We start from the raw sequence: 26342 nt of genomic DNA, 5'->3' as shown, positions 1-26342 counted from the left end.
ATATCCAAAATTCACTGCCTTGCAGATGGCCTCGCGCCGCATCGTTACAAGTCCGCCCCGGACCCGGGCGTTGGGAGCGGTCAGAAGCAGGCGATCAGGGCGCGCTTCAGGTCGTCCGGATTGACCGGCTTGTGCAGCAGCCGGCACTGGGCCTTCTGGGCCTCGATCAGCCGTTCGGGCGACGTGTCGCCGGTCATGACCAGGCCGGCGATCTCCGCATGGCGGTCGCTCTGCCTGACCAGGTCGATCACGTCGGCCCCGGTGGCGCCGTTGGGCAGGCGGTAGTCGGTCAGCACGAGGTCGAGCGGACTGTCCAGTTCGGGCAGCAGTTCGGCCACCTCGTCCAGCCCGCCGGCGCGGATCACCCGCATGCCCCAGTCCTCCAGCAGCATCACCAGCGCGGTCAGGACGGCATGGTCGTCGTCCACCACCAGGATGGCGCGCTCGGCCAGGATGCGGTCTTGCCACTGCTCGTGGCCGCGCCAGAGCTTCTCCGGCGGTTTCACCGGCGCGTCGGCGAACGGCACCGTGACGGTGAAGATGGCGCCTTCGCCGATCTTGGAGCGCACGCCCACGGGATGGCCGAGCAACCGCGCGGTCCGGGCGACCGTGCCCAGCCCCAGGCCGATCCCCCGGCTGCGGTCGCGAGCCGGATTGTCCAGCTGCAGGAAGTCCTGGAAGATAGCCTCGGTCTTGTCCTCCGGGATGCCCGGGCCGGTGTCGGCGACATGGATGTCCACGGTGGTCTCGTTCGGGATGCATTCGAGCAGGATGCAGCCGCGCATCGTGAACTTGACCGCGTTGGACAGCAGGTTGCGCAGGATCTGTTCGAGCAGGACCGGGTCGCTGGAGACCGCGACCTTGGCCGGCCGCACCTCGAACAGCAGGCGGGCGGCGGTGGTCTGACCCTCGAACTCGGCGGCGAGACGCTCCAGCAGTTCGTCCAGGTTGAACGGCTGGATCACCGGCTTGACGATGCCGGCGTCGAGCCGGGCCGCGTCCAGCAGTCCGTTCAGCATGCCCTGGAGACCTTTGACCGACACGTCGATCATGCCGATCAGGTCGCGCGCGTCGGGCGGCAGGACCTTATGGTTCAGCAGGTCGAGGAACAGCGACACGGCCTGGATCGGCTGGCGCAGGTCGTGGCTGACCGCGGCGAGGAAGCGGGTCTTGGCGGCGCTCGCCTCGGTCGCGGCGTCGCGGGCGCGGCGCAGTTCCTGTTCGGCCAGCCAGTCCACCGTGATGTCGCGGATGATCCCGACCATCCGCTGGGCGGTCCCGTCGGACCGGCGGATGACTTCGCCGACCGAGGCGATCCAGCAGATGCGGCCGTCACGGTGGATGACCCGGAAGATGTGGTTCCAGTCCGCCCTGCCCGCGATGGCGTCCTCCAGCCCGCGGCGGAACGCCTCGATGTCATCCGGATGGATGCGGCCGAGGAACGGATCTATGTGCGGCCCGACCTCGCCCGGCTGGAAGCCGAACAGGCGGTCGACCAGCACCGACCGGATCACCGAGCCGGTCGCCGGGTCGTACTCGAACTCCCCGAGGGCGGCCGCTTGGGTCGCCAGGCGCAGCCGGCGCTCCCCGTCGCGGACCGCCCGCTCCGCCCGGGCGCGCTCGACCGCCTCCCCGATCAGTTCGGCCACCCGTTCCGCCAGGTCTATCTCGTCCATGGTCCACTGGCGGGGCGTCCGCTCCTGCAGGGACAGGAGCGCGAGCAGGCGGGCCGACCGGGTCAGCGGAACCACCAGCATGGCCCGCGCGTCGATCCGATCGAAGGCGGCGATGCCCTCGGCGGTGCGCGCGTCGGTGCGGGCGTCGTCGACGACCAGGGTGTGGCCGCGCTGAAGCGTCTCCATCGCCCTGGCGCCGAAGTCGGCGAGCCGGATATCGGCGGGCATCTCGGGCGCGCCGTCCCGGTACTGGCGCAGGCCGGTCACGCTGAGCCGGCAGGGGTCGATCTCGGCGAAGACCATGCGCGAGACCCCGAAATGCCGGCCAGCCAGGACGAGGCTCACCTCCATCATCTCGGTCGGGTCGACCAGCAGGCGGACCGCCTCGTTGAGGTCGGCCATCAGGCGCTGGCGCGCCTCCTGCTGCTTGCGCGAAGTGATGTCGGTCTCGATGATGCCGAGGCCGTCCGGCGACGGGTAGACATGGTACTCGAACCACCGGCCGAGCCGAGGGTGGAACGCCTCCGCGTGGACCGGGACCTGCTCGGTCTCGGCCCGGTGGGCGGCGGCCTGGAGCGGACTGCCGACCGCTTCCGGGAACAGCTCCCAGAACGAGCGGCCGATCATGTCCTCGGGCGCCATGCCGCAGGCTTCGGCGGCCATCCGGTTGACCCGCGTGAAACGCCAGGCATGGTCGACGGACATGAAGGCGTCGGTCAGGCTGGACAGGACGGTGTTGAGGGTCGAGCGCGCCGTCGCCGCCTCGATCGCGGAGGCGAGGGCGAGCGACGCGGCAGCCATCAGGGCCTCGACGGTCGCCCTCTGGTCCGGCGGGGCGGTCTCGTCGATGAAGGCGGCGAGCCGGTGGTTCCTCTTGCCCAGGCGGTCCGTGACCACGGCGAGCAGGAGCTGGCCGGCCGGTCCGGTGGCGGAAGCCCCCGCGAGATCAGCCGCCACGGCGCCGTCCTCGGCCGGAAAGTCCGGCATGCCCGGCGCCACCCGGAACAGCGCGTCGAGCCGGCATCCCGGGGGGATCGCGATGCCCGCCCGGCCGGCCAGCAGGGTGAACGCCGGGTTTGCGTGGATCACCGGCATCCGCCCGATGGGGCCGCCGGACCGGGCATCCGCCGGCGGCCCCGCCAGCAGGATCGGGACCGGCGCCCGGTCCAGGACCGCGAGGGCTTCGGGAGGCAGGAGTTCAGGGGAGCGGGCGTCTTCCCTCCCGTTCCCTGCCCGGCCGTTCCCTGCCCGGCCGTGATCTACCCGGCCGTGATCTACCTGGTCGGGGTCGTCGCCACGCCCGCTGGACGAACACCCCGGAGTTGTTTTCCCTGCAATGGTGTCTGCCATTCCCGAATGGACCCGAGGAGCGAAAAACGGATACTCGCAATTGTATAGCAAACCGGGACGTACGAGGCGATTGTATACAGGGCCGCATCGTCCCGAGCAGTGTCGCGGGAGATTTTTTCCTGCGATTGGAGGCTACGGCATGGTTCGGGGCGCCGCCGATGTCGTCGGCCGACGGCGGAGCCGGCACGACGTCCTTCAGGTGGATGTCGGTCTTGTGGTCGAAGAGCTGGAGCAGCAGTTCCTCGATGTCCTTATCGCCTTTGCCGGCGCAGTCGTTGAAGACGCGCGCCACGGCCTTCCTCTGGAAGTCGGCGCGGTGGGCCTCCTCCCCCTGGTAGCCGGTTTCCCGGACGACGGCCAGGGCGGAGCGGAACGGCGGCAGCAGGCTCAAGGGGATCTTGGACCGCTCGAAGGCGGCGCGCAGGCTGAGCTGGCCCTCGTCGAACACCAGCAGGCGGGCGTTCGCCATGCTGAGGTTGCAGCGGACGGCGACCCCGGCCACGAAGAGGTCGACGTCGCCGCAGCACAGCGAGCGGAACAGCAGCGACGGGCTGAGCCTGTTGTTGGCGTGCAGGTGCTTGACGAACAGCTCGACGTCGCGGAAGCGGCCCGCCATGGGCTTCAGCAGGAGCAGCGTCGCCGCCTCCCGGCCATGCTCGACCAGCCCGCCGAGCAGCCCGGCGGGAAGGTCGTGGCGCGCCGCCAGTTCGTCGCGGATCTCCTCCGAGACGTAGTGGATCAGCTTCTCGATCACGGTGATCGGCAGGTCGTCCCGCCCGGCCATGGACTCGCTGATGGTCTCGATCGCGCCGAAGCGGTCGAGGGTCCTGTGCAGGGTCGGCTCGGCCAGGATGGCGCCGGGGTTGCGGACCAGCCGCTCGATGGCGGTGATGTTGGCGGTGTCCACGATGGCGTCGGACAGGCGGGCCGACACCTCGTCGCGGGCGGCGATCGCGACCTGCTTCTTGCTGTCGCGCTGCTGCACCACCTCCACCAGGAAGTCGTCCGGCAGCACCGTGGCGTGGCGCAGCACCGGGAAGGCCACCTCCGCGACGTCCTGGGCCAGGCGCTTCGCCAGGTCGGTGTTCAGCAGCGGGCTGTTGTAGATCTGCCAGGCGACCGCCTCGCGCACCGCCATCTCCGCGTCGATCGCGAGGCGCTGGAGGATCTGGCGCACAAGGTCCTGTTCCTTGTCGGAGAACCGGCCGGACTCGAAGTCGGCGATCACCTTCGACATGGTTTCGATGCGGGCCTGCGGCGACCGATCCACCAGCAGACGCTTGACATCCTGTTCCGAAAGGCCTGATCCGGTCATCATCCCCTCCCGCCCGAAGGGACGGCCGCAAATCCGAGACTTATTGTTTCGTCTTTATGGAGTATCATTAGCACTAAAGGATAAAGGCCACAACATCGCCGCTGGTCTCCTGCACCTTGTGCGTACTTCCTCAGGCGCGCCTTATGGCAAGCCCAATCGCCGGCCCCATGGCGTCTGCCGAGGCCCGGCCCAGTTCGATCAGTTCGTCGGAGCGGTCGAAATCCAGGATGCCGATATGCCCCAGCCGGGGCGCTATGAGCACGTCGGGCGGCTCTCCCGCCAGCCGGGAGCGGGTGATGCGGTCCTGCATGATGTCGATCGAGCCGGCCAGGATCTCCAGCACGTTGGGGACCGGTTCGCGCGCGGTCGTCAACTGGCTGGCGAGGAACCGGGTCTTGTCGCTGAGGCGGCTTCCGATCCGGGTGTTCAGCAGGGCGGCCAGCACGGGGGGCTTCTCGGCGGGCGGCCTTTCATCCGAGGAGCCGGAGGCCTTGGCCAGCCGCGGCAGGGTCGCGAGGTCGCCGTTGAGGTTGACCGCGATCACCACGTCGGCGCCCAGCGCCCGGCACAGCGACACGGGCACCGGGTTGACCAGCGCGCCGTCGACCAGCCACTGGCCGTCGTGCAGGACGGCGGGGAACAATCCCGGCATCGCAGCGGAAGCCCTGACCACGTCGAGCAGATGGCCTTCCCTCAGCCAGACCTCCCGGCCGGTCGCCAGGTCGGTCGCCACGGTCGCGAAGACCGCGGGCAGGTTCTGGATCAGGACGTCGGTCCGATCGTTGCGGAACTGCTCGAAGGCCTTGGTGATGGAGACCAAGCCGCCGCGGGAGAAGGTCACGTCCAACAGCTTCAGCACGCCGAACAAGCCCATGGTGGAGGCCCATTCCTGAAGCGCGTCGAGTTGCCCGGTCAGCCAGGCACCGCCGACGAGGGCGCCGACCGAGGTGCCGCAGATGATGTCGGGCTTGATGCCCGAGGCTTCGAGCGAGCGGAGCACGCCGATATGCGCCCAGCCGCGCGCGGCTCCGCTGCCCAGTGCGAGACCGATCTTCACGGCGATCCCCGATCCTGACGGCCCGTCTCGGCGGGCTCCGCCCCCGCCTGACGGGGGCTCGGGAAATGTTTGAACGATCCTGCGGCGGATTGGAAGAGCGGGATCGGGTCGTGATCCGGATCAGGCCTTGATGTTGAGCAGCTTGCCGCCGCCGTTCGCCCCGCCCGAGGCCTGGGCCGAGTTCTGGACGAGTTCCTTCGTGCTTTCCAGCGCCTGGGTGACCACCTGGGCCTGGGTCTGCTGGCTCTTCTGCCCGATTTTCAGGCCGACGACACCGAGAGGCGAGGGATATTGACCGACTTCCATGGCTCCGCTCCGCATTTTGCGTGATTGCGAAAATAAGCTAACTCTTTCGAGTGGATAGGTCAATCAGGATGGGCGACATTGTCGCGCCATATTCGAAACGATTCGATTGCCGAAAGTTTTAACATATTGTCCACTAGGATTATACGAAAGTTATGGAACGGCTGGGTGCCGCTGGCCCTGGTGGTTTGATCGGGGCAGTTCGATCGGGGAGATTCGATCACAGCGGCTCCCCTAGCAGCCTGTCGGACTGGGATTTTCGGTCGAGCACTTGAGTGCAGGTTCGCCGCCGGAAGGTACTGAAGACGCCGTCGGGACGGTGATGCCGTCCTCGAAACCGTCGGCATCGACCTGCCGCAGTCCGCGTCTGCACCGTGGGCGGTCCTGAGCCCGGTTATCCCGCCGTCATCCGGCCGGGCTCAGGACAAACATCCGCTTCAGGTTCCAGGCCATGGTCACGAGGTTCCACTCGCCGCGAACCTTATCGAGCCCGCGCAGCAGGAACTGGCGGAATCCCAGCACGGACTTGATGATGCCGAACACCGGTTCCGGGGTGTGTTTGCGCAGGGCGTAAAGCTTCCTGCCCTCCAGCGTCTTCAGGCGGTGGGCCATGACCTCGACCGCTGTCGCATCGTCCGGTGCGGATGGCGCCTCGGCAAAGCGCTCGCTCAAGGAGGGATGGTGGGCCTCGCGGCCCAGCGCGATCAGCGGCGCGATGCCGGCCGTCTGGCAAGTCTCCACATTGGCCGCGCTGAAATAGCCGGTGTCAGCCAGCAGGGTCTCGGGCTTGCCCAGATCCCCGGGCAGGGCGGCAAGTTTGTCCAGCATCGGCGCGAGCTGCCGCTTGTCGTTGGGAGCCTGGACGACGTCAGCCGCGACCACCAGCAGGCTGCCCGCCGCCATGGCGGCCTGGGCGTTGTAGCACTGCTCGAAGCCGCCGCCCGCCACCGGCATGATGCGCGATTGCTCGTCCGTCAGATTGATCTGGTCGGTCGGCAGGGGACCTTCGACCGGCGGCTGGGGCGGCTTGCCCCGGGGCTTCCGACCAGTCGCCGCAGCCTTGGCGTCACGCGCCGCAAGCCTGGCTTCATGGTCGGCTTGCTCGCGTTCGAAGCGTTCCTTGGCCCGTGCTTCGATCTTGGCCCGCGCCTCGGCGAGCTTTGCCAGCCGCTCCTCGCGGCGCGCCAGTTCATCGGGGATCGACAGGCCGTCGGGCAGGTCCGCGCGGTCCGCCGCCTCGGCCTTGGCCAGCAACTCGGCCACCTCGGCCTTCAGCTGCGCCTCGATCTTGCCGGCATGCTCATACGACAGCGCGCTGTGCCGGCTGGCATTGGCGTGGATCTTGGTGCCGTCGAGCGCCATCGTGCCCATCTTGAGCACGCCCATCTCGCGCGCCACCTCCAGCACCTGGACGAACAATCCCTCGATCTCCTGGAGAAACCGTCGCCGGAACGCCGCGATCGTGTCGTGATCCGGATGCTGGTTCGCCGCGATGAAACGGAAGGCTACCGAGTCATAGCTCGCCCGCTCCAGCTTGCGGCTCGAGAACACGCCGGTCGCATAGCCATAAACCAGGATACCCAGCAGCAGCGACGGCGGGTACGACGCCGAGCCCGAGCCGCGGTAGCTCCCCCTCATCACGCTCAAATCCAACCCGTCGATCACCTCCACCACAAAGCGGGCCAGATGCTTCTCCGGCAGCCATTCGTCAACCGACGGCGGCAGAAGGAACCCGGTCTGGCGGTCGATCGGCCGGAAATTGCTCATGGGGGAAAGATCCTGGAGAAGCGGTCGAAACGTGCCCTGATTCTATCAGACCCGCCTCAAGGCGTTAAGTCCGACAGGCTGCTAGCGGTTCAAAATCCGAAAAGGGCCTCCTGCGTGTCTGAAAGTTCTCAAGCGATCGGGACAACCCGCGTCTTCTACGAGTTGCACACCTATCACGGCAACTACTGGATGTGCGCAAAGACCACGCAGGACCGCGAGGAGGCGGAAATCGGCGCGCGCAACGCGCAGGCGGACAAGGTCGGCATGGGCGCGCGGGTCGCGATCTGCACCGAGTACGAGGATTACGGCCATGTCAGCCGGACCATCCTGTCCCGCGCGCTGTGGCGCGACGGCGCGGTCGATTCGTCCGCTCCGCTGATCATGCCGGTCCCGGGCGGCGACGGGATCTGCCGGACCCCCGCCGACCTGCGCGGCGACCGGGCGCGGGAAGCCATCTCGGCGGCCCTGCAGCGCTACCTGGACGACAGCCGGCTGACCCCGCTGGAGCTTCTCCATTCCGAGGCCCACGCCCTGCGCCTCAACGACGCGGGCACCACCTTGCAGGGGGCCCTGCAGAAGGCCGCGATCGCCCAGGTCCAGGGATCTGACGTGCCGGTCCAGCGCCGCTTCAAGGAGCTCCTGGCGCTGACCGACCAGTTGCTGAACGATCTCCGGGCCGACGCCAAGCGGGCTCCCGTCCGGGCCTGCGCGCCCGGCGGATACGGCACCCAGTGCGCGGCGCTGGAGGCGAAGCATCCCGACTCGGCCCAGTACCACGTCTTCCGCGCCCTGGCGCTCTACCTGGCCGACGCCAAGGGCTGGATCGGCAAGCTCGACGCGCTGGGCCAGCTGGTGGAGGAGGATCTGCCGGCGCGCCACGCCATGCCGCTGGACGCGATCATGGCGGAGGTCGTCAACGCGACCAACGCCGCCGCCGACCTGACCGGCCCGGAGCACGCCGACCGGCTGACCCAGATCCGTGCGCTGCTGGACCTGCATGCCGGCCGCTACGAGCCGCCGTCGAACCGCGCCTCGGACGGCATCCGGGCACTGAACTGGCTGATCCGGCAAGGGCGCTGCCCGCGCACCCGCAGCACGATCGAGCGTCGCGTGATCCGGGAACTGACCAACATCGCCCCGCTGAAGGCCGAGCGGGCGCTTTGGAACCAGGCGCAGACGCTCCATCTGCTGATGGAGCTGTTCAAGGCGACCCCGCCGCTGGCCGACGACATCGAGATGCTGGAGACGCTGGAGCAGCGGGCGCTGCGCCTGATCAACCCGGAAAGCGTGGCGGAGGCGATCGGCCAGTGCAAGCTGCCGTCGGAGAAGGTGCGGACGCTGGTGCGCATCGTCGACCTGATGCCCTATGTCGCCAGCAAGGCCAAGATGACGGAATTCGTCCGCGCCGCCTGGTCGCCGGAGGACCTGATCCGAGAGAGCGGCGGCAAGGACCGGCCCGCCGCCCTGCCCGTCCTGGTCGGCATGCACCGCGAAGTGGCCGGCGCCGAGATGGACGAGGACACCAAGTCCAAGCTGCTGGCCGACCTGGACAACACGATGCTGGACATCGTCCGCCTGGACGTGCTGAACGCGCCGAACCGCAGCTTCACGGACAGGATACTTCAGCTCATGAAACTGTGCGCCGGCTCCCCCCTGCCGGAGGGGAAGGCGCGGACCTGCGCGGTGGAGGCGGTCGGCCGCGCGGTCAACAGCCCGGAGTTCCTGGAACCCTTCCTGAAGCGGTTCAAGGCGGAAGCCGAACGCAAGCAGGCGCTTCTGTCGCTCCGCAGCCTGCTGAAATCGTCGGGGCTGGCGGGGCGGTAGGCGGGCTTTCACCGGAAATTCCGGCCGTCGGGAAAGATCTTCGCTTCCGGAGGCGGGCACTTGACCTCGTCGGCGCGGGCGATGGCGCCGGTCAGGTCCGGGGCGGTGCCGCCGGTGAGTTCGCGCAGGCGCGGGCTCTGGTCGGACAGGTGGTCGACCAGCAGGTGGATCACCCCGTCGTGGCGCTCGACCCGGCCGGTGGCGGCGATCAGCCGGGCGGTCAGGACGATCCGGCGGAACCGCTCGAACACTGGCGGGACGACGATCAGGTTGGCGACGCCGTGCTCGTCCTCCAGCGTGATGAAGACGACACCGGCGGCGCTGCCCGGCCGCTGGCGGACCAGCACCAGGCCGGCGACGGTCAGCCGGCTGTTATGCCGCGCCTCGTCGAGGCGGGTGGACGGGGAGACTCCGGCCTGCTCCAGCCCCGGCCGCAGCAGGTGGAGCGGGTGGCACTTCAGCGACAGGGACAGGCTGGCATAATCCTCGACCACGTGCTCGCCCAGCGCCATGTCGGGCAGCGTGACCTCGGGTTCGGGGGATGCCGGGCCGTCCAGCCGGGCGAACAGCGGCAGCGGTTCCGGCCCCAGCGCCTGCACGGCCCACAGGGCCGCCCGCCGGTCCAGGCCGAGGGACCGCCAGGCGTCGGCCTGGGCGAGCAGTTCCAGCGCCGATGACGAGAGCCGGGCGCGGCGCCTGACGTCGTGGGGGTCGCGGAACGGCGCTTCGGACCGCGCCGCGACCAGGGCCGCGGCGTCGGCCTGCCGGAAGCCCTTGATCTGCCGGAACCCCAGGCGCAACGCATGATATCCGGTGCCCGCCGGTTCCAGGCTGCAGTCCCAGCCGGACCGGTTGACATCCGGTCCCAGCACGGTCACCCCATGGTCGCGGGCGTCGCGCACGATCTGGGCCGGGGCGTAGAAGCCCATGGGCTGGCTGTTGAGCAGGGCGCAGGCGAACACGTCGGGGTGGCGGCACTTCATCCAGGCCGAGACATAGACCAGGAGCGCGAAGCTGGCGGCGTGGCTCTCGGGAAAGCCGTAGGTGCCGAAACCCTCGATCTGGCGGAAGCAGCGCTCGGCGAAGGCGCGATCGTAGCCCCGCTCGACCATGCCCTCGATCATCTTGGTCTCGAAGGTGTGGATGAGGCCGACCTTGCGGAAGGTCGCCATGGCGCGGCGGAGCTGGTCGGCCTCCGACGGGGTGAAGCCCGCCGCGACGATCGCGATCTTCATCGCCTGCTCCTGGAACAGCGGCACGCCCAGGGTCTTCTCCAGCACCCGGCGAAGCTCGTCCGAGGGGTACTCGACCTTCTCCTTCCCCTGGCGGCGGCGGAGATAGGGGTGGACCATGTCGCCCTGGATCGGACCGGGGCGGACGATCGCGACCTCGACCACCAAGTCGTAGAAAGTGCGGGGCTTGAGGCGCGGCAGCATGGACATTTGCGCCCGGCTTTCCACCTGGAACACGCCCAGGCTGTCGGCCTTGCACAGCATCTCGTACACCTCGGGGTCCTCGGCCGGGACGGTGGCGAGCGCCAGGTCGATGCCGTGGTGGCGGCGCAGCAGGTCGAAGCCCTTGCGCAGGCAGGTCAGCATGCCGAGCGCCAGCACGTCCACCTTGAGGATGCCCAGCGCGTCGATGTCGTCCTTGTCCCACTCGATCGTGGTCCGGTCGCGCATGGCGGCGTTGACGATCGGGCACAGCTCCGACAGGGGGCCGCGGGTGATCACGAAGCCGCCGACATGCTGGCCCAGGTGGCGGGGGAAGTTGATCAGCTCGCCGGCGAGGTCCAGCACCATCCGCAGGGTCGGGTCGGCGGGGTCCAGGCCGTGCTCCCGCGCGCGGTCCTCGTCGATGCCGTCCCGGCCCCAGCCCCAGATCGAGCCGGCGAGCCGGGCGACCGTGTCCTCCGACAGGCCCAGCGCCTTGCCGACCTCGCGGATCGCGCCGCGCGCCCGGTAGCGGCTGACCGTGGCGGCGATGCCGGCGCGGTCGCGGCCGTACTTGGCGTAGATGTACTGGATCACCTCCTCGCGCCGCTCGTGCTCGAAATCCACGTCGATGTCGGGCGGCTCGTCGCGGGCGGCGGAGACGAACCGCTCGAACAGCAGGTCGGAGCGCGCCGGGTCCACCGCGGTGATGCCGAGGCAGTAGCACACCGCCGAGTTGGCCGCCGATCCCCGGCCCTGGCACAGGATGCCGCGCGAGCGGGCGTAGCGGACGATGTCGTGGACGGTCAGGAAATAGGGCGCGTAGCCGAGCTGCTCGATCAGCGGCAGCTCGTGGTCGATGGCCGCCCGGACCTTGGCCGGGATGCCGCCGGGATGCAGGTCGGCGGTATAGCGCTCGGCGGCGCCGATTTCCGTCAGCCGGGCCAGCTCCTGCTGCGGGGTGCGGCCTCCGGTGGTGATCTCGTCGGGATACTCGTAGCGCAGCTCGTCCAGGGAGAACGCGCAGGACTCCGCGATCTCGACCGTGCGGGCGACGGCGTCGGGATAGCGGCGGAACAGGCGGGCCATCTCCTCCGGCGCCTTCAGGTGGCGCTCGGCGTTGGCGGCCAGCAGGTAGCCGGCCTCGTGGACGGTGCGGTGCTCGCGGATGCAGGTCAACACGTCCTGGAGCACCCGGCGGTGCGGCGCGTGGTAATGCACGTCGTTGGTGGCGACCAGCGGTACCCGGACCTCCTCCGCCAGGGCGGCGAGGCGGGCCAGCCGCCTTGCGTCGTCTCCCCGGTAGAGATGGCTGGCCGCGAGGTGCAGGCGCCTGCGGAACAGGTCGCGGTAGGCGCGCAGCGCGTCGGCGAAGTCCGGGCCGGGATGGCCGGGAGCGTCGGGCGGCAGGACGATCAGGACCTGGCCCTCGGCATGGTCGTGCAGGTCGGCGCGGGTCAGGTGGCACTGGCCCTTGGGCGCCCGCAGCCGCCCGGCGGTGAGCAGCCGCGACAGCCTGCCATAGGCGGCGCGATCGGTCGGCAGGCACAGCAGGCTCGGTCCGTCGGTCAGGTCCAGGCGGCAGCCGACCACCAGCCGGATGCCAGCCCCCTTGGCCGCGACATGGGCGCGCACCACCCCGGCGAGGCTGTTGCGGTCGGTCACCGCGATGGCCGAATGGCCCAGCGCCGCGGCGGTGGTCGCCAGCTCCTCCGCATGAGAGGCGCCGCGCAGGAAGCTGAAATTGGTCGAGACCTGGAGTTCGGCGTAGGCGGGCGGAGGGACGGGCGGGCTCATGGGAAGAACCCGTGGAGGTACCAGCGCGCCGCGCGGCCCGGCTGGTACAGGCCGGCGCGGTAGACCCAGAAGCGGCGGCCGTCCGAGTCCTCGACCCGGTAATAGTCGCGCAACTCGTCCAGTTCGCGCCACCATTCCGGCTCCAGCCGCTCCGGCCCCTCGGCATGGACGACCTTGTGCAGCCCGTCGCGCCAGCGGAACGTCATGGGCGGGTCGTCGGGAACCGGGGCCATCACGTCGATCGGCTCGGGCCGGGACAGCAGCCGGAGCGGGCGCGCGCGGTCGGCCGGCCAGGGGGCGGCGGCCTTCGGTCCGGACGGCGGGCCGGACAACGCGGGGGCGGCCTCGACGGCGTTCTCCGGCCACCAGCTTTCGCGCGGCATCAGGCGCCGGACCCTGGATAGGCCGAAGCGGTTGCCCAGTCGGTCCACCAGCTCAGCCTCCTCCCGGCCGATTCCAGGGGACGCGGCGGAGACAGGCCGGGAGCCGCCGACCGGCATCTCGATCTGCTCCGGGCCGAGCGGTTCGGCGGTGGCGGAAAGGATCATGATCTCGACGCCGGGGCCGGGCGCGACCCGGTCCAGCTTCCCGGCGAACAGGCGGGCCAGATGGTCGGGAGCCCGCACCGGCCGGCTGGTCCCGACGGTGGAGCGCTCCACCCGGCCGTCCACCCGGAAGAAGCGGAGTTCCAGCCGCCGGGCTCCCCTGCCCGCCCGCTCCAGCCCGGCGCACAGCTCGTCCAGCAGGCGGCGGGTGACGTCCGCCAGGTTCTCCGGCGTGGAGATCGGCTCGGCGAAGGCGGCGCGCGCGACATGGGGCGGCACGGGCCGGCGCGGCGAGATCGGCTCCGGCGCCACGCCGAGCGCGAGGTCGAGCCGCCGGGTGACGGCCACGCCGAACCGCGCGGTGATCGCGGCGCGCGGCATGCCGTAGAGGTCGCCGACGCGCCGCATGCCGACCCGGCGCAGCCCGGCCGCCGTCTCGGCCGGCAGGCGCAGCGCTTCGACCGGCAGCCCGGCGAGCGCCTGCCGCCCGTGGCCCGGCGGCACGGCGGCGATCCGCTCCCCGCCGTGCCGCGCCACGGCCCAGGCGGCTCCCGCCGAATCGGCGACCGCCGCCCCGGCCCGGTAGCCGAACCCCTTCAGCCGTCCGACGAGGTCGCGGAGCAGCGCCGACTCGCCGCCGAACAGGTGCCCGCAGCCCGATACGTCGAGGAAGATGCCGTCCGGCGCGTCCAGCCCGACCCACGGCGTGTAGCGCCCGCACCAGTCCGCCAGCCCGTCCAGCGCCTGGGCGTCGGCGGCGGGATCGGCATCGACGGGATGGACGGAGGGTTCCAGCGCGCGGGCGTCGGCCAGCGTCATGCCCGGCTGGATGCCGCCCGACTCGGCATGCCCGTTGACCGCCGCGACGATCATCCGCCCATGGTCCCCGAGGATGGTGACGAGCGGCCGATCCCGCAGGTCCGGCCTGCGGCGGGCCAGCCGGTCGGTTGCCAGGCCGGGAAGCCATAGGGAGAGAACCCGCCGCGCCATCGATACTCCACTCCGTCAGCCCTCTTGCCGTGCGACGTCATCATGCTCAGAACAAAACAAGAACACACCAGACGCGGAAGGAGGTCAAGGCGGTGGACAAAATTTTACGCTCTTCAGAAGGGGGTATGTCCTGGATCAGCCCGGCCGGTCAGCACCCGAAGCCGGGACGGGATCATGGCAGCAGACGCAGATCTTATTGTCGTCGGGGTCGCGGAAATAGGCGCCGTAATAATCGGGATGATAATGGGGCCGGAGACCCGGCTTCCCCTCGTCCCTCGCCCCGGCGGCGATGGCGATGGCGTGGCATCGATCGACGGCTTCCCGGCTCGGGGCGAGAAGAGCGACCATGTGTCCGTTGCCCGGCGCCGCCTCCTGCCGGTCATAGGGAGCGCCGATCAGGAACAACGGCCGCCCGCCCGCCTTCGGCATCCAGCCTGCCCAGGAATTCTCGGGCTCGCGGAACTTCAGCGGATATCCGAGTTCCGCCATCAGGGCACTGTAGAAGGTGAAGGCGCGCTGGAAATCGGTGATCCCGACATAGACATGGGACAGCATCGGCTTCTTCCCCATCGGCTTGGTGATTGGACAGGAGACAGGGACCGCGCGATCGTCCCGGCTCGATATCCGACATGCCGGCATCCCGAATGTTACAGCCCAGCATAGGCCCGCCGATCCGCCTCCGAATTCCATTCGTCGAAGGCATGGAAGGGATCATCGGCCTGTTCGGAGACGGCGCGTCTCAGGATCACGCGGTCTTCCTCAAGGCTATAAGCAATCCTATCGCCTTCGCGCAGCCCGAGTGCGGCGCGCACCCGCTTCGGAATGGTCGTCTTTCCCTTGCTGCTGAGCTTGCTGGTAATCATCGGACTCCCCTGGGTAAGAGCGATCGACCGCAAGGCGGTTGCCGACCATGGACAAGGCGGCGCGCGGCGGCAGAATACCCCATGCTCTTCAAGAGGGGGCATGGGATGATTGCACCGAAACCTGTCGCCGGACATATTACAGGTCATACGGTGGAGGCTGGGCATGAGCGACACGTCTCAGAAGCGCGCGATCAGGAACTATCGGGATCGCCCCGCCAAGCGTGGCATGGCCCGTTTCGAGGTGCTGGGCCTTGATGCCGACCGTGACCTCATCCGGTCCCTGGCAAAGCGTCTCGCCGACGACGGACCGGAGGCGGCCCGGCTTCGGTCGATCGTCAGCCATGGCCTTGGGAGCGAGCCCCCAAGGAAGGGCGGCATTCTGGAAGCCCTGCGCCGCTCGCCTCTAGTCGGGGCGGATCTCGATCTGCGGCGGCCCCAGGAAACCGGCCGCAAGATCGATCTGTGACGCGCTATCTTCTCGATACCAACATCATCAGCAATGTCATCAAGCCGGCTCCTTCGGGATCGCTGCTGGCTTAGATGGCCGAACGCCTCGACGAGGATTTGTTTATCTCCAGCCTTACCATCGCCGAGATCCGGCGTGGCGTGCTGGAAAAGCCGGCAGGCCGGAAGCGTGATCAGTTGGAAGCTTGGTTCTCCGGCCCGGACGGTCCTTCCGCGCTTTTCGCCGGTCGGGTGCTTCCATTCGATGAGAAGGCGGCGCTGATCTGGGCTCGACTGATGGCCGAAGGAAGCGCGAGGGGAAAGTCCCGCAGTGCACTCGACACGATCATCGCGGCGGTCGCGGAAGCCAACGGCTGCGTTGTCGTGACGGATAATGAAAAGGACTTTGATGGCATAGAAATCGTCAATCCCCTTCGGGCAGTGATCGGGTGAACGCGCGCATGTGCATTCAAGAGATCAGAAGGTATGGCTGACATTCTGCCGAACGACGACAATCCCGACTGGAGCGGCTTCGATCCCGCGCCGCTGAATCATACTGCCAAGAGGCGTCCATCGTCGCCATGCCCCCGGCGAAGGCGGCGAGCACCCTGACCCACGGCTCCCCGGTGCTCCTGGCGGTGGCCTCGCCCAGGCCGGTGCCGCAATGATTGCGCTTCCGGAACCACAACCTGGACCAGCGTCCCCCGGCACCCCACATGCCTTTGATGAGAAACCTGATGATCATGGCCGCCCTGCTGGTGCCGATGGGCACGGCGGCGGCCCAGGTGCCGGGAGAGCGCAACGTCATTTCTCCCCACCGCACCCCTGTGCCGGGCGAACGGATCGATCCTTCGGACCGCGGACGCGCCGAACTTTACCGGGACCAGCTTCGCGAAAGCCAGCAGCGCCGCGAGTTGCTGGACCGGCAGGGCAAGGCGGACATCCTGGACCGGCGCGAGCTGCTGGACCTGCGGGACGAGTCGCGCCGGATGGACAGGGCGCTGGAACGGTAGATACGCCGGATTCCGGAGGGTGCGCGTCCCGCGCACCATGGGCGGCGGGGCGCCGCCCCTCCGCGAAAAGGAAGCGTCAGGCCGCCGAGCCCGGATCGACCCGGCGCAGGCGGAGCGCGTCGGCGATGGCGCGGCGGAGTTGGCGCGGCTCGAACGGCTTGCGCAAGAAAATCTCCGCCTCGGCTTCCTCCGCCTGGGCGGCGTCGATCTGACCGGAAATCATCAAGGCGCCGATGTTGAAGCGCTGGCGAAGCTCGCGCGCGGCGGCGATGCCGTCGCTGCCGTCGGCCAGCCGGACATCCATCACGACCAAGTCGGGACGATGCTCCTCGGCGAGGCGCAGGGCCTCGGTCCGGGTGCGCGCCAGGCCGCACACCGTATAGTCCATTCCCTCGATCAGCCGCTCCAGATCCATCGCGATCAGCATTTGATCCTCGACGATCAGAATCTTGCAGCCTTCCGTCATAAAAGCCTCCCGCTCACCGGCGTTTCCATGGGGTCCGCCGCGACAGCACACTCTAACGCCGAAAGCCCGCGGTCGATGACAACGAAGGAGTAGATGTCGGTTAGGAGTAGAGGTTGACGACCGGAACTTAACCGCACCCAGAGGGTTGGGCGGACACCGTACAAACCAAGGGTGCATCCGATGGCGACCTCAGCCGCCGCTCCGACTTCGATCGATCTGGCTTCTTCCGAACGTACCGTGATGGGCGTCCTCCGCGGCGAGGCCCTGGAAACGCTGCAAAAGCATGTCCTGCCCGGATATCTGCTGCGCCATCGCTGGTACGGCGCCAAGGATGCCGGCACGCCTACCGTCACCCTGACCGCGGGCGAGGAGGTCCGGACCGACGAGGGGCCGGCGCTGCTGGCGACGCTCCGCGTGCAGCCGCCGGGAGGGGCCGAGCAGCGCTATTTCCTGCCGCTCATGCTGGTGTGGGACGGCGCGGGCCAAGGCGAGGCCGATCCCGGCGATCCGGCGGTGCTGGCGAGCGTGCGCCACGAGGGGGGCCAGGACGGACGCACCGGCGTGCTGATCGACGCCTTCGCGCGCGACGCCTTCGTGCGGGCTCTGCTGGCTCGGATGGCGGAGGAAAGCGGCGGGGGGAACCGCGTGACGGCGGAAGCGGCGTCCGCCATCCAGCGCTCGAAGACGGAGCAGTCCAACACGTCGATCCGGATCGGCTCCAGCGCGATGCTGAAGGGCTTCCGCAAGCTGGAGCCGGGCATCCACCCGGAGGTGGAGGTCGGTCGTTTCCTGACCGGAACGGCCGGGTTCGCCAACACCCCCGCCCTGCTCGGCACGATCGAGCAGACCGACGCCTCCGGCCAGCCGGTGGCACTGTGCGTCCTCCAGGCGCTGGTTCCGGAAGCGGAGGATGCCTGGGGCCATGTGCTGGAGCGGGCGAAAACGACGCCGCCCGGTCCTGACCTGCTGACCCTCGTCGGCCGGCTGGGCCAGCGGACCGCCGAGATGCACCACGCCCTCGCCACGGAGACCGACGACCCGGCCTTCCAAGCCGAACAGGTCGGAAGCGGAACGATCGGCGAGTGGGTCGAGGCGGTGCGGGCGATGACCCGGACCACCCTGGCGTCGCTGGAGCGGGCCCGGCCCGGCCTGTCTCCCGAGGTGCGCGGCGAGGCGGAAAGGCTGCTGGCCCGGCGGGACGAGCTGATGGGGCGGTTCGACGCGCTGGCGCCGCAGGGCCTGGAAGTCAGCCGCACCCGGCTGCACGGCGACTACCACCTGGGTCAGGTGCTGGTTTCGCGCGGCGACGTCTTCATCATCGATTTCGAAGGCGAACCGATGCGCCCCCTGGCGGAACGGCGCGCCAAGCATTCGCCGCTGCGCGACGTGGCGGGCATGCTGCGCTCCTTCGCCTACGCCGCGGCGACCGCCAAGCCGGACCGGCCGGAGGACTGGACGCGGACGGTGAACGAGACCTTCCTGAACGCCTATCGCGAGGCGGTGAAGGGAGCACCCGGCTATCCCGGGGACCCCGCCCACGCCGACAGCCTGCTCAGGCTGTTCCTGTTCGAGAAGGCGCTTTATGAGGTCGGCTACGAACTGGCGAACCGGCCGGACTGGGTCGCGATCCCGCTGAAGGGCGTGATGGAGCTGCTGGACGGGGCGCCGGCCTCCCCCGCCGCTTCGGCCACGCCGTCGCTCGACAAGCTGGCCGAGCGGGCCAGCATCGAGTTGGAATACAAGAACGCCGCCGGGCAAATGGTCCGCATGTCGGAGACCGCCAAGCGCAACATGCTGGCCGCCCTGGGCCACGACGTGCCCGACGAGCGCGCCGCGAGTGCGCGGCTGGAGGCCCTGGAACAAGCCGACCTGGGCCGGCCGCTGCCGCCGGTGGCGGTGGTCCGGGCCAGCCGGCGGCGTATCGAGGTGCCGCTCTCCTTCGTCCCCAGCGCCGCCCAGCTGCGCTGGCACGTGGAAGAGGAAGGCCGAGAGCAGGAAACCGGCCGGCGGCACGAGGGGACCGTCAAGTTCTCCGACCTGGAGTTGCTGCATACCGGCGAGCATGCCGGGCGCGCGGTGGAGCGCCGGCGGCTGGTGATCGGGCTGGAGCTGCCGCCCGGATACCACACGCTGGCGGTGGGCGGCGGCGGAATGGCGGAAGCGACCATGCCGCTGATCGTGACGCCGGACCGCTGCTACTTGCCGCCTGAGCTGTCGCAGGACAACGGGATCTGGGGCATCTCGGCCCAGCTTTATCTGTTACGGTCGCGTGACGACTGGGGCATCGGCGACTTCGCCGACCTCAAGACCTTCGTCGGCAAGTCCGCCGACCTGGGCGCGTCGGTGATCGGGCTGAACCCGCTGCATACCATGTTCCCGGACAACCCGGACCATGCCAGCCCCTATTCCCCGGCGAGCCGGCTGTACCTGAACATCCTCTACATCGATCCGGCCAAGGTGCCGGACTATGCGGGGTGCGAGCGGTGCCGCGTCCTGATGGAGGCGCCGGAGTTCAAGCGCAGGCTCCAGGCCGCCCGCGATGCCGAGCTGGTGGACTATGCCGAGGCGGCGGCCCTGAAGCTGCCGGTGCTGGAGGTGCTGTTCCAGCAGTTCAAGGAGCGGGCCTCGGCGCAGCGCCGCGAGGCTTTCGCCCGGTTCCGCCGCGAGCAGGGCGAACCGCTGGAACGGCTGTGCCGCTTCCTGGCGCTGCGGGCGCATTTCGCGCCGGACAAGGCGGACTGGCGCACCTGGCCGCAGGAGTACCGGAGGCCCGACGGCGAGGCGGTCGATCGCTTCGCCAGCGAAAATGCCGACCGGATCGACTTCCACGCCTGGGCCCAGTGGATCGCCGACGAACAGCTGGCGGAAGCCGCCGCCGAGGCCGGGGCGCGGGGCATGGCGGTCGGCCTCTACCGCGATCTGGCGGTCGGCGCCGACAGCAGCGGCGCCGAGACCTGGGCGAACCCCGGGCTGGTGGTGTCGTCGGCCCATGTCGGGGCGCCGCCCGACCTGTTCAACCCGGCCGGGCAGGACTGGGGGCTGCCGCCGTTCGACCCGCAGGCGCTGCGCGAGCAGGCCTATGCCGGCTTCATCGACCTGGTCCGGGCCAACATGCGCCATGCCGGGGGCCTGCGGATCGACCATGTCATGGCGCTCCAGCACCTGTACTGGATTCCGGAAGGGAAGCCGGCGTCCGAGGGGGTCTATGTCTCCTATCCGCTGGACGACATGGTCGGCATCCTGGCGCTGGAGAGCCAGCGCAACCGCTGCCTGGTGGTCGGCGAGGACCTGGGCACCGTGCCGGAAGGCTTCCGCGAGCGCATGACCGAGGCCGGCATCCTGTCGTACCGGGTGGTGTTCTTCGAATATGCCGAGGGCGGCGGCTTCGTCGGGCCGGAGGATTACCCGCACCTGGCGCTCTCCACCGTGGGCAGCCACGACCTGGCGACGCTCCGCGGCTGGTGGGAGGAGCACGACATCGGCCTGAAGGAGCGCCACGGCCTTTATCCCGGCGCGGACGAGGCCCAGAACCAGCGGAACCTGCGCGCGCGCGACAAGCAGGGGCTGCTGGATGCCCTGAAGGCGGCGGGCCTGGACCTGCCCGCCGGCTTCTCGGTCGAGTCCGACTATGACGACGCACTGTCGGAGGCGGTCCACCGGTTCCTGGCGCAGACCCGTTCCGGTATCGCAATGGTCCAGATCGACGACCTGACCGAGGAACCGCATCAGGTCAACCTGCCCGGCACCACCGACCAGCATCCCAATTGGCGCCGCAAGCAGTCGTTGAGCCTTGAGGAACTAACCGGCAACCCGCGCGTTGTCGCGCTGGCACGAATCCTCCGGGATGCCCGCCCGCTCACTTCCTCCGCCAAAGAGGCCGATTTCAAATGAACGATTCCAGCGGCACGCCCATTCCGCGGGCAACCTACCGCCTGCAATTCAACAAGGATTTCCAGTTCGACGACGCGAGCGCGCTGACCGGATACATGGCCCGGCTGGGCATCAGCCATCTCTATGCCTCGCCTTACATGAAGGCTCGGCCGGGCAGCACGCACGGCTACGATATCGTCGACCATAACGCGATCAACCCGGAACTGGGTGGCGAGGAAGGCTTCAAGCGGCTGATCGCCGCTCTGAAACAGGCCGGGCTCGGCCAGATCGTGGATTTCGTGCCCAACCACATGGGTGTCGGCGGCGCCGACAATGCTTGGTGGCTGAACATCCTGGAATGGGGCCAGGACTCGGCCTATGCCGGCTATCTCGATATCGACTGGGAGCCCGACCGCCGGTTCCTCCAAGGCAAACTGCTGATCCCGTTCCTGGGCGACCAGTACGGCAAGGTACTGGAGGACGGCGACCTGGCGCTGAAGTTCGACGCGGAGGAAGGCAGCTTCGCGGTCTGGGCGTACGGCACCCACAAGCTGCCGATCTGCCCTCTGAACTATGCCGAGATCCTGGGCCACGACAATCCCGACCTGGAGAACCTGGGCGACGCCTTCGGCGCGCTCCCGACCTTCCGGCCCCATGTGGAGCGCCGCGCCTCCGAGCTGAAGGCGGAGCTGGCGAGCCTGGTCGCCGGGAAGCCGGAGGTGGCCGAGGCGGTCGAGGTCGGCATCAAGCGGTTCACCGGGACGGCGGGCCAGCCCGACAGCTTCCGCGCGCTTCACGAGCTGATCCAGCAGCAGAACTGGCGCGCCGCCTATTTCAAGGTGGCGGCCGACGATATCAACTATCGCCGCTTCTTCAACATCAACGAGCTGGCCGGCCTGCGCATGGAGCAGCCGGAGCTGTTCGAGCTGAGTCACCAATTGGTGCTGAGCCTGGTCGAGGACGGCACGCTGGACGGCATCCGGATCGACCATATCGACGGCTTGGTCGATCCCAAGGGATACTGCATCCGGCTGCGCGAGAAGGCGCCGCGCCCGTTCTATCTGGTGGTCGAGAAGATCCTGGCGCACCACGAGCACCTGCGCGAGGACTGGCCGATCGAGGGCACGACCGGCTACGAGTTCACCAACCTGGTGGGCGGCATCTTCGTGGACGCGTCGGCCGAGGAAAGCTTCAACCGGATCTACACGGAGTTCACCGGGCAGACCCGGTCTTTCGAGGACATCGTCCACGAGAGCAAGATCCGGATCATGGAGCACGAGATGGCGAGCGAGCTGAACGTACTCGCCCGCGACGCCGCCCGGATCGCCCGCTCCAACTGGCGGACCGCCGATTTCACCAACAACATCCTTCATTCGGCGCTGAAGGAGATCGTCGCCCGCTTCCCGGTTTACCGGACCTATATCGACGGATCGGCCCCGGCGGAGAGCGACCGGCGCTACATCGACTGGGCCATCGCCCAGGCGCGCCGGGCGGTGGACGCGGCCGACCCCAGCGTGTTCGACTTCCTCCAGGCGCTGCTGACCGGCGACTTGGTGGCCGAGCCGCGCAGCGGCTACAGCCGCTTCGCCGTGATCCGGCTGGCCATGCGGGTGCAGCAGTACAGCGGACCGGTGATGGCCAAAGGCCTGGAGGACACGGCCTTCTACCGCTACAACCGCCTGGTCTCCCTGAATGAGGTGGGCGGCCACCCCGAGCTGTTCGGCGTCAGCGTCAGCGCCTTCCACCATGCCAACGCGGAGCGGGCGCGGCGCTGGCCGCACGCGATGCTGGGCACCTCGACCCACGACACCAAGCGGGGCGAGGACACGCGGGCGCGCATCAACGTGCTGTCGGAGATTCCGGAGGAGTGGGAACGCCAGATCCGCACCTGGAGCCGCATGATCCGCGCCCGGCGCGGCGACATGGCCGGCACCGCTCCGCCCGACAAGAACGACGAGTACCTGCTGTACCAGCTCCTCGTCGGGTCATGGCCGGCCGAGCTGACCAACGTCACGCAGCCGGACGCGGCCCTGCTGAAGGGCTATATCGGTCGTGTCGAAGGCGCGATGATCAAGTCGATCCGCGAGGCCAAGGTCCATTCGACCTGGGCCGCCCCCAACACGGAGTACGAGGAGGCGGTCATCGCCTTCCTGCACGAGTGCCTCGACGTATCCCGCCGCAGTCCCTTCCTGGAAGCCTTCGTGCCGTTCCAGGCGCGGGTGGCGAGGCTGGGCGCTCTCAACGGCTTGGCGCAGGCGCTGCTGAAGCTGACCGTGCCGGGCGTGCCCGACATCTACCAGGGTTCCGAGATGTGGAACCTGAGCCTGGTCGATCCGGACAACCGGCTGCCGGTGGACTATGACATGCACCAGCGGGCGCTCGACCAGCTGGAAGGCGAGCTGGAGCAGGACCCCGCCTGCCTGCCCGCCCTGTTCGACCACTGGCAGGACGGCGTCGTCAAGCTGGCGGTGACCCGGCAGGCGCTAAAGCTGCGCGGCGAGAAGCCGGAGCTGTTCGCCCACGGCTCCTACGAGGCGCTGGCGGCGCAGGGTGCCAAGTCCGATCAGGTTTGCGCCTTCGCGCGGATCCACGAGGGCGCCAGCGTGATCGTCGCGGTGCCCCGGCTGGTCGCCCGGCTGGAGGACGATCCGGACTGGGGCGACACGGCGGTCGTGCTGCCGACCTCGGTCGGCGCCGGCCGCTGGCGCAACCTGCTGACCGACGCCGTGGTCGAGGCGGAGCCCAGGGAAGACGGCGCCGCCTTCCCGGCGGGCAAGCTGATGGGCAAGTTCCCGTTCGCGCTGCTGGTTCCGGAAGCGTGATATCGCTCCGCCAGGCGGACCGGCCTTCACCCGTCAGGGGAAGGCCGGTCCGCTTGGCCCTTTCCGCCCTAGGGTTCGGCGTCCAGGCGCATCGCGACCAGCCCCATGCCGAGTTCGCGCCTATCCTCTCCCATTCCGATATCCGCCGGCCGTATCGGCTGATCGACCTCGAACGAGATGCCCAGCAGGCCTTGCCGGTTTCGCAGGAGCGCGCTTACGGGGATGGAGAGCGTGTGCCATCCATTGCTGAGGATGTCGTCGAAGCGGATCTCGCCGACAGCCACGTCGTTGACGGAAACCGTGACGATCTGGGAGGTGCGTTCCTTGGCGAATATGCCTTGCGCGTTGAGCGACAGGCGTAGCGGCCGGGCACCCGCACCGGCCGGCAGTGGAAGGACCAAGTTCGAGTTCTTCCCGTCGGTCCATGTTCCCCAAATTTCCGGGGCAAACCAGCCGTCCAGCTGGAAGGCGGGTCCGGAACCGGCTAAACCGAACAGGATGTCGCTTCCCATCGGAACCTCCGCCGCGAGATCGGCGGCCTCGAGCGGTTTTAGCGGCGGGCAGCCGCCGCAACGCCCATAGCCTGGTGCCAGGACGTTGAAGCCGTCGACCCGCGCCAGAAGATCCTTCGACGGATCGAGTGACAGGAGCGCCCCCAGCGCCCAGCCGTTGTTCAGGACATAGAGGGAGTCCGGTTCGTAGGTGCCGGCCTTGATGTCGGAGAGCGCCTTGGCCTGGGCAGCCGCCAGTTTCTCGGGATCCACGCGGGCAAAGAACGCGGCAGTGGTCCCCATGCCGCTGTTCGCCGCGGTCAGGGAAATCTCGTTCCAACGCTCAAGGCCGTTCCCCGGCGGGAAAGCCCGGATGTTGGCATAGTGCCCGGAGGCGCTGGACCAGAAGGCGGAGCCGCCCGAAGCGCCCCAGTGCGACGAGGGCGTCACCATCTTGGTAACGCGCATGCCGTGCCAAGCCGCGCTCGTATCGACGATCTGGATGACCAGGCAGACGGCCAGCACGGCGCCGGCCCGGCGCTCCCCATAGGTCCGGACGGCGATCAGGAAGGTGACGAAGAACACGAGATAGATGGCCGGCCAGATGAACCTGCCCGACGCCCTGACCACGGAGAACATGTCTAGGACCGTTTCCGGCAGCGGGATGACGATCTGCCACGGACCGAGACTGGGCCTGTTCGTCAGGGCAACCAGGGCAAGGACGCAGATGACGGCCAGGAGAGGCGCCGGCAGGCCGAGGGGGCCGAGGGGCGCGAAACGTCCCCCTACCCTCCCCGCGATCAGCAGCAGTATCGCGAGCAGCATTCCCAATCCGATGAAACCGAATCCCTCGTATTCGCCGGGATCGGTGGGTAGCTCCCGCAGGATATGGGACCATCCCATGGGGTTCAGCGGCGACAGGATGTCCATCCGGTAAAGCCCGAAGCCGCCCTCCCCGAGGCCTGACGTCATCACGAAGAATCCGGCGGCCCAAAGGGATGCGACCAGCGCCGCCGGTACGACCGTGGCTTCGGCCAGAGCCTCCCGCGTCAGCGTGTCCCCCCGGGACAGGCGGCGGATAACGTCGCTGCCCCACAGCGGCAGGACCATGGCCAGAATATAAGCGTGCGTCAGGGCGGCCGTTGCGATTAGCAAAGGCCATGCCGCCAGCGAGGATCCCTTGCGGTCGACCAAGTTGAGGTGGAGCGCGAAAAGGAGCAGAAAATGGGCGAGCAACGCATAATGCCCGGCGAGCCGCCAGACCATGATCGGCGCAAAAACGAAGAACATCGCCTTGACAGCGCGAAGCCATGCCTGCTTTGTTATTCTGCCGACAAGAACATAGCCGGCAAGGAACTGCAGGCAGAAACACGCAAGAATCCATATCCCGAAATATTGGAATTCGCCATCGCTCGCAAGCCCTGTCATTTTGAATAATAATGCGAATATCGGTATCGAATCCGAATAGAATATCGAACTTGAAAACTCGAGACCGTATCTGGGGTTAACGCCCAGTGGAAGATCCCAAGGGGTTTGGGCGAAGAACTTCCAGGACAGATATTGAAATACTGCATCGGTGTTTTGAAACCAGGCAATATTGCTCGGCCGCAAAGCCCTTGGTCCAACCAAAGTTAAAAATGTAACGGTTCCGATAATTGCTGAGATTAAAAATAGCAGAACAGAATCAAAATACCTGCTTTGGTGCAGCCATGAGGAACGAGTTACAAGCCGATCCCTGACTGATATAAAACTACCCATCGGCTTTGCCTTTTCCCAGAATAATACGAAATTGTCGAGGCAAATTCGCCTATTATCCACAACCCTTACTCTCTAGAGCCTTTGGAAATTTCTTGCAATATTCTATGTGGTTAACAGAGGCAGCATTTCGGCTTCCTCTCATTTTTCCATCATATCTTTGAAGTGATCGAGTTCAGGGCTATCGAGGTGCCCCCTCATCCAACCGATCCGTGGTCCGCTCCTGAATGCCGGCCTGCAACGGGATGCCCCATTTATCGATTGACCGATATCCGGCCCTTCTCGGCCGCGATGGAACATCTCGATTGCCAACCGCATAAACCGCATAAACCGCATAAAGCGAGGATCAGGCGGAGTCAGGGCTGTCATTCAAGGCAGCCGTCCCGATGGCGCTTCGATCTAACCGAGCGCCGCCGACGTCATTCCGATACTTTGGCCGGCAGGGGCGCAGCACTCGGTGCCGTACTCTCCATAGTGCCGGGAACAGCGCCGTGGGGACCGCTGCCGAATGCCTGGAAAATGGCGCGCCCTGCTGGATTCGAACCAGCGACCGTCCGCTTA

General features: G+C 68.0%; 17 protein-coding genes. 6 read left to right on the top strand and 11 right to left on the bottom strand.

What is annotated here, in order from left to right; all coding sequences use genetic code 11:
* Positions 1-80 precede the first annotated feature (80 nt).
* The 5 genes from DPR14_RS06685 to DPR14_RS06665 all read right to left on the bottom strand — a co-directional run bounded on the left by DPR14_RS06685 (position 81) and on the right by DPR14_RS06665 (position 7468).
* Positions 81-2765 (bottom strand): ATP-binding protein, encoded by a 2685-nt coding sequence (locus DPR14_RS06685; protein ID WP_158044450.1) that lies wholly within the window; start codon positions 2763-2765, stop codon positions 81-83.
* A gap of 109 nt (positions 2766-2874) precedes the next feature.
* Positions 2875-4344, bottom strand: coding sequence for a DUF2336 domain-containing protein (locus DPR14_RS06680; RefSeq protein WP_158044449.1), 1470 nt, complete (start codon positions 4342-4344; stop codon positions 2875-2877).
* A gap of 127 nt (positions 4345-4471) precedes the next feature.
* Positions 4472-5398, bottom strand: coding sequence for a patatin-like phospholipase RssA (gene rssA, locus DPR14_RS06675; protein WP_246148937.1), 927 nt, complete (start codon positions 5396-5398; stop codon positions 4472-4474).
* A 120-nt stretch (positions 5399-5518) separates the two neighbouring features.
* The gene (locus DPR14_RS06670; protein WP_158044447.1) at positions 5519-5704 is read right to left on the bottom strand and encodes a hypothetical protein; all 186 of its coding nucleotides are present in this window, start codon (positions 5702-5704) and stop codon (positions 5519-5521) included.
* 402 nt (positions 5705-6106) lie between these two features.
* The gene (locus tag DPR14_RS06665; RefSeq protein WP_158044446.1) at positions 6107-7468 is read right to left on the bottom strand and encodes an IS1182 family transposase; all 1362 of its coding nucleotides are present in this window, start codon (positions 7466-7468) and stop codon (positions 6107-6109) included.
* A 114-nt stretch (positions 7469-7582) separates the two neighbouring features.
* On the opposite strand from DPR14_RS06665, the gene DPR14_RS06660 reads away from it, so the two are divergent.
* Complete coding sequence (locus DPR14_RS06660) at positions 7583-9292, top strand: hypothetical protein (protein WP_158044445.1); 1710 nt, start codon at positions 7583-7585, stop codon at positions 9290-9292.
* 8 nt (positions 9293-9300) lie between these two features.
* Here DPR14_RS06660 and DPR14_RS06655 read toward each other — a convergent pair whose 3' ends face one another.
* The 4 genes from DPR14_RS06655 to DPR14_RS06640 all read right to left on the bottom strand — a co-directional run bounded on the left by DPR14_RS06655 (position 9301) and on the right by DPR14_RS06640 (position 14920).
* Positions 9301-12522, bottom strand: a complete 3222-nt coding sequence (locus DPR14_RS06655; protein ID WP_158044444.1) for an error-prone DNA polymerase — start codon at positions 12520-12522, stop codon at positions 9301-9303.
* Positions 12519-14057: a Y-family DNA polymerase gene (locus DPR14_RS06650; RefSeq protein ID WP_158044443.1), complete on the bottom strand. Its 1539-nt coding sequence runs from the start codon at positions 14055-14057 to the stop codon at positions 12519-12521. Before DPR14_RS06650 ends, DPR14_RS06655 begins: the two co-directional genes overlap by 4 nt.
* 135 nt (positions 14058-14192) lie before the next feature.
* A complete protein-coding gene (locus DPR14_RS06645; RefSeq protein WP_158044442.1) occupies positions 14193-14612 on the bottom strand; it encodes a VOC family protein in 420 nt (139 codons plus the stop codon).
* 92 nt (positions 14613-14704) lie between these two features.
* On the bottom strand, positions 14705-14920 hold the full coding sequence (locus DPR14_RS06640; protein WP_158044441.1) for an AbrB/MazE/SpoVT family DNA-binding domain-containing protein: 216 nt from the start codon (positions 14918-14920) through the stop codon (positions 14705-14707).
* A gap of 163 nt (positions 14921-15083) precedes the next feature.
* Here DPR14_RS06640 and DPR14_RS06635 point away from each other — a divergent pair, with 163 nt between their 5' ends.
* From DPR14_RS06635 to DPR14_RS06625, 3 genes are all read left to right on the top strand, one after another.
* Positions 15084-15386 (top strand): hypothetical protein, encoded by a 303-nt coding sequence (locus DPR14_RS06635; RefSeq protein WP_158044440.1) that lies wholly within the window; start codon positions 15084-15086, stop codon positions 15384-15386.
* A 74-nt stretch (positions 15387-15460) separates the two neighbouring features.
* Positions 15461-15817, top strand: a complete 357-nt coding sequence (locus tag DPR14_RS06630) for a PIN domain-containing protein (protein ID WP_246148934.1) — start codon at positions 15461-15463, stop codon at positions 15815-15817.
* A gap of 284 nt (positions 15818-16101) precedes the next feature.
* Complete coding sequence (locus tag DPR14_RS06625; protein ID WP_192499324.1) at positions 16102-16377, top strand: hypothetical protein; 276 nt, start codon at positions 16102-16104, stop codon at positions 16375-16377.
* Positions 16378-16453: 76 nt separating this feature from the next.
* Here DPR14_RS06625 and DPR14_RS27220 read toward each other — a convergent pair whose 3' ends face one another.
* Complete coding sequence (locus tag DPR14_RS27220; RefSeq protein WP_192499323.1) at positions 16454-16804, bottom strand: response regulator; 351 nt, start codon at positions 16802-16804, stop codon at positions 16454-16456.
* A 219-nt stretch (positions 16805-17023) separates the two neighbouring features.
* Between DPR14_RS27220 and malQ the strand changes: the two genes are divergently transcribed.
* Together malQ and treY are read left to right on the top strand one after the other, a co-directional pair.
* Complete coding sequence (gene malQ / locus DPR14_RS06615) at positions 17024-20734, top strand: 4-alpha-glucanotransferase (protein ID WP_158044437.1); 3711 nt, start codon at positions 17024-17026, stop codon at positions 20732-20734.
* The gene (gene treY, locus DPR14_RS06610) at positions 20731-23535 is read left to right on the top strand and encodes a malto-oligosyltrehalose synthase (protein ID WP_158044436.1); all 2805 of its coding nucleotides are present in this window, start codon (positions 20731-20733) and stop codon (positions 23533-23535) included. Before malQ ends, treY begins: the two co-directional genes overlap by 4 nt.
* Before the next feature lie 68 nt (positions 23536-23603).
* On the opposite strand, the gene DPR14_RS06605 is transcribed toward treY, so the two are convergent.
* The gene (locus DPR14_RS06605; RefSeq protein ID WP_158044435.1) at positions 23604-25637 is read right to left on the bottom strand and encodes a DUF6311 domain-containing protein; all 2034 of its coding nucleotides are present in this window, start codon (positions 25635-25637) and stop codon (positions 23604-23606) included.
* Positions 25638-26342: the final 705 nt, after the last annotated feature.

This window comes from Skermanella pratensis, assembly GCF_008843145.1.
In the GTDB taxonomy this organism is placed as follows: Bacteria; Pseudomonadota; Alphaproteobacteria; order Azospirillales; family Azospirillaceae; genus Skermanella; species Skermanella pratensis.
This window is presented reverse-complemented; position numbering and strand designations above follow the sequence as displayed.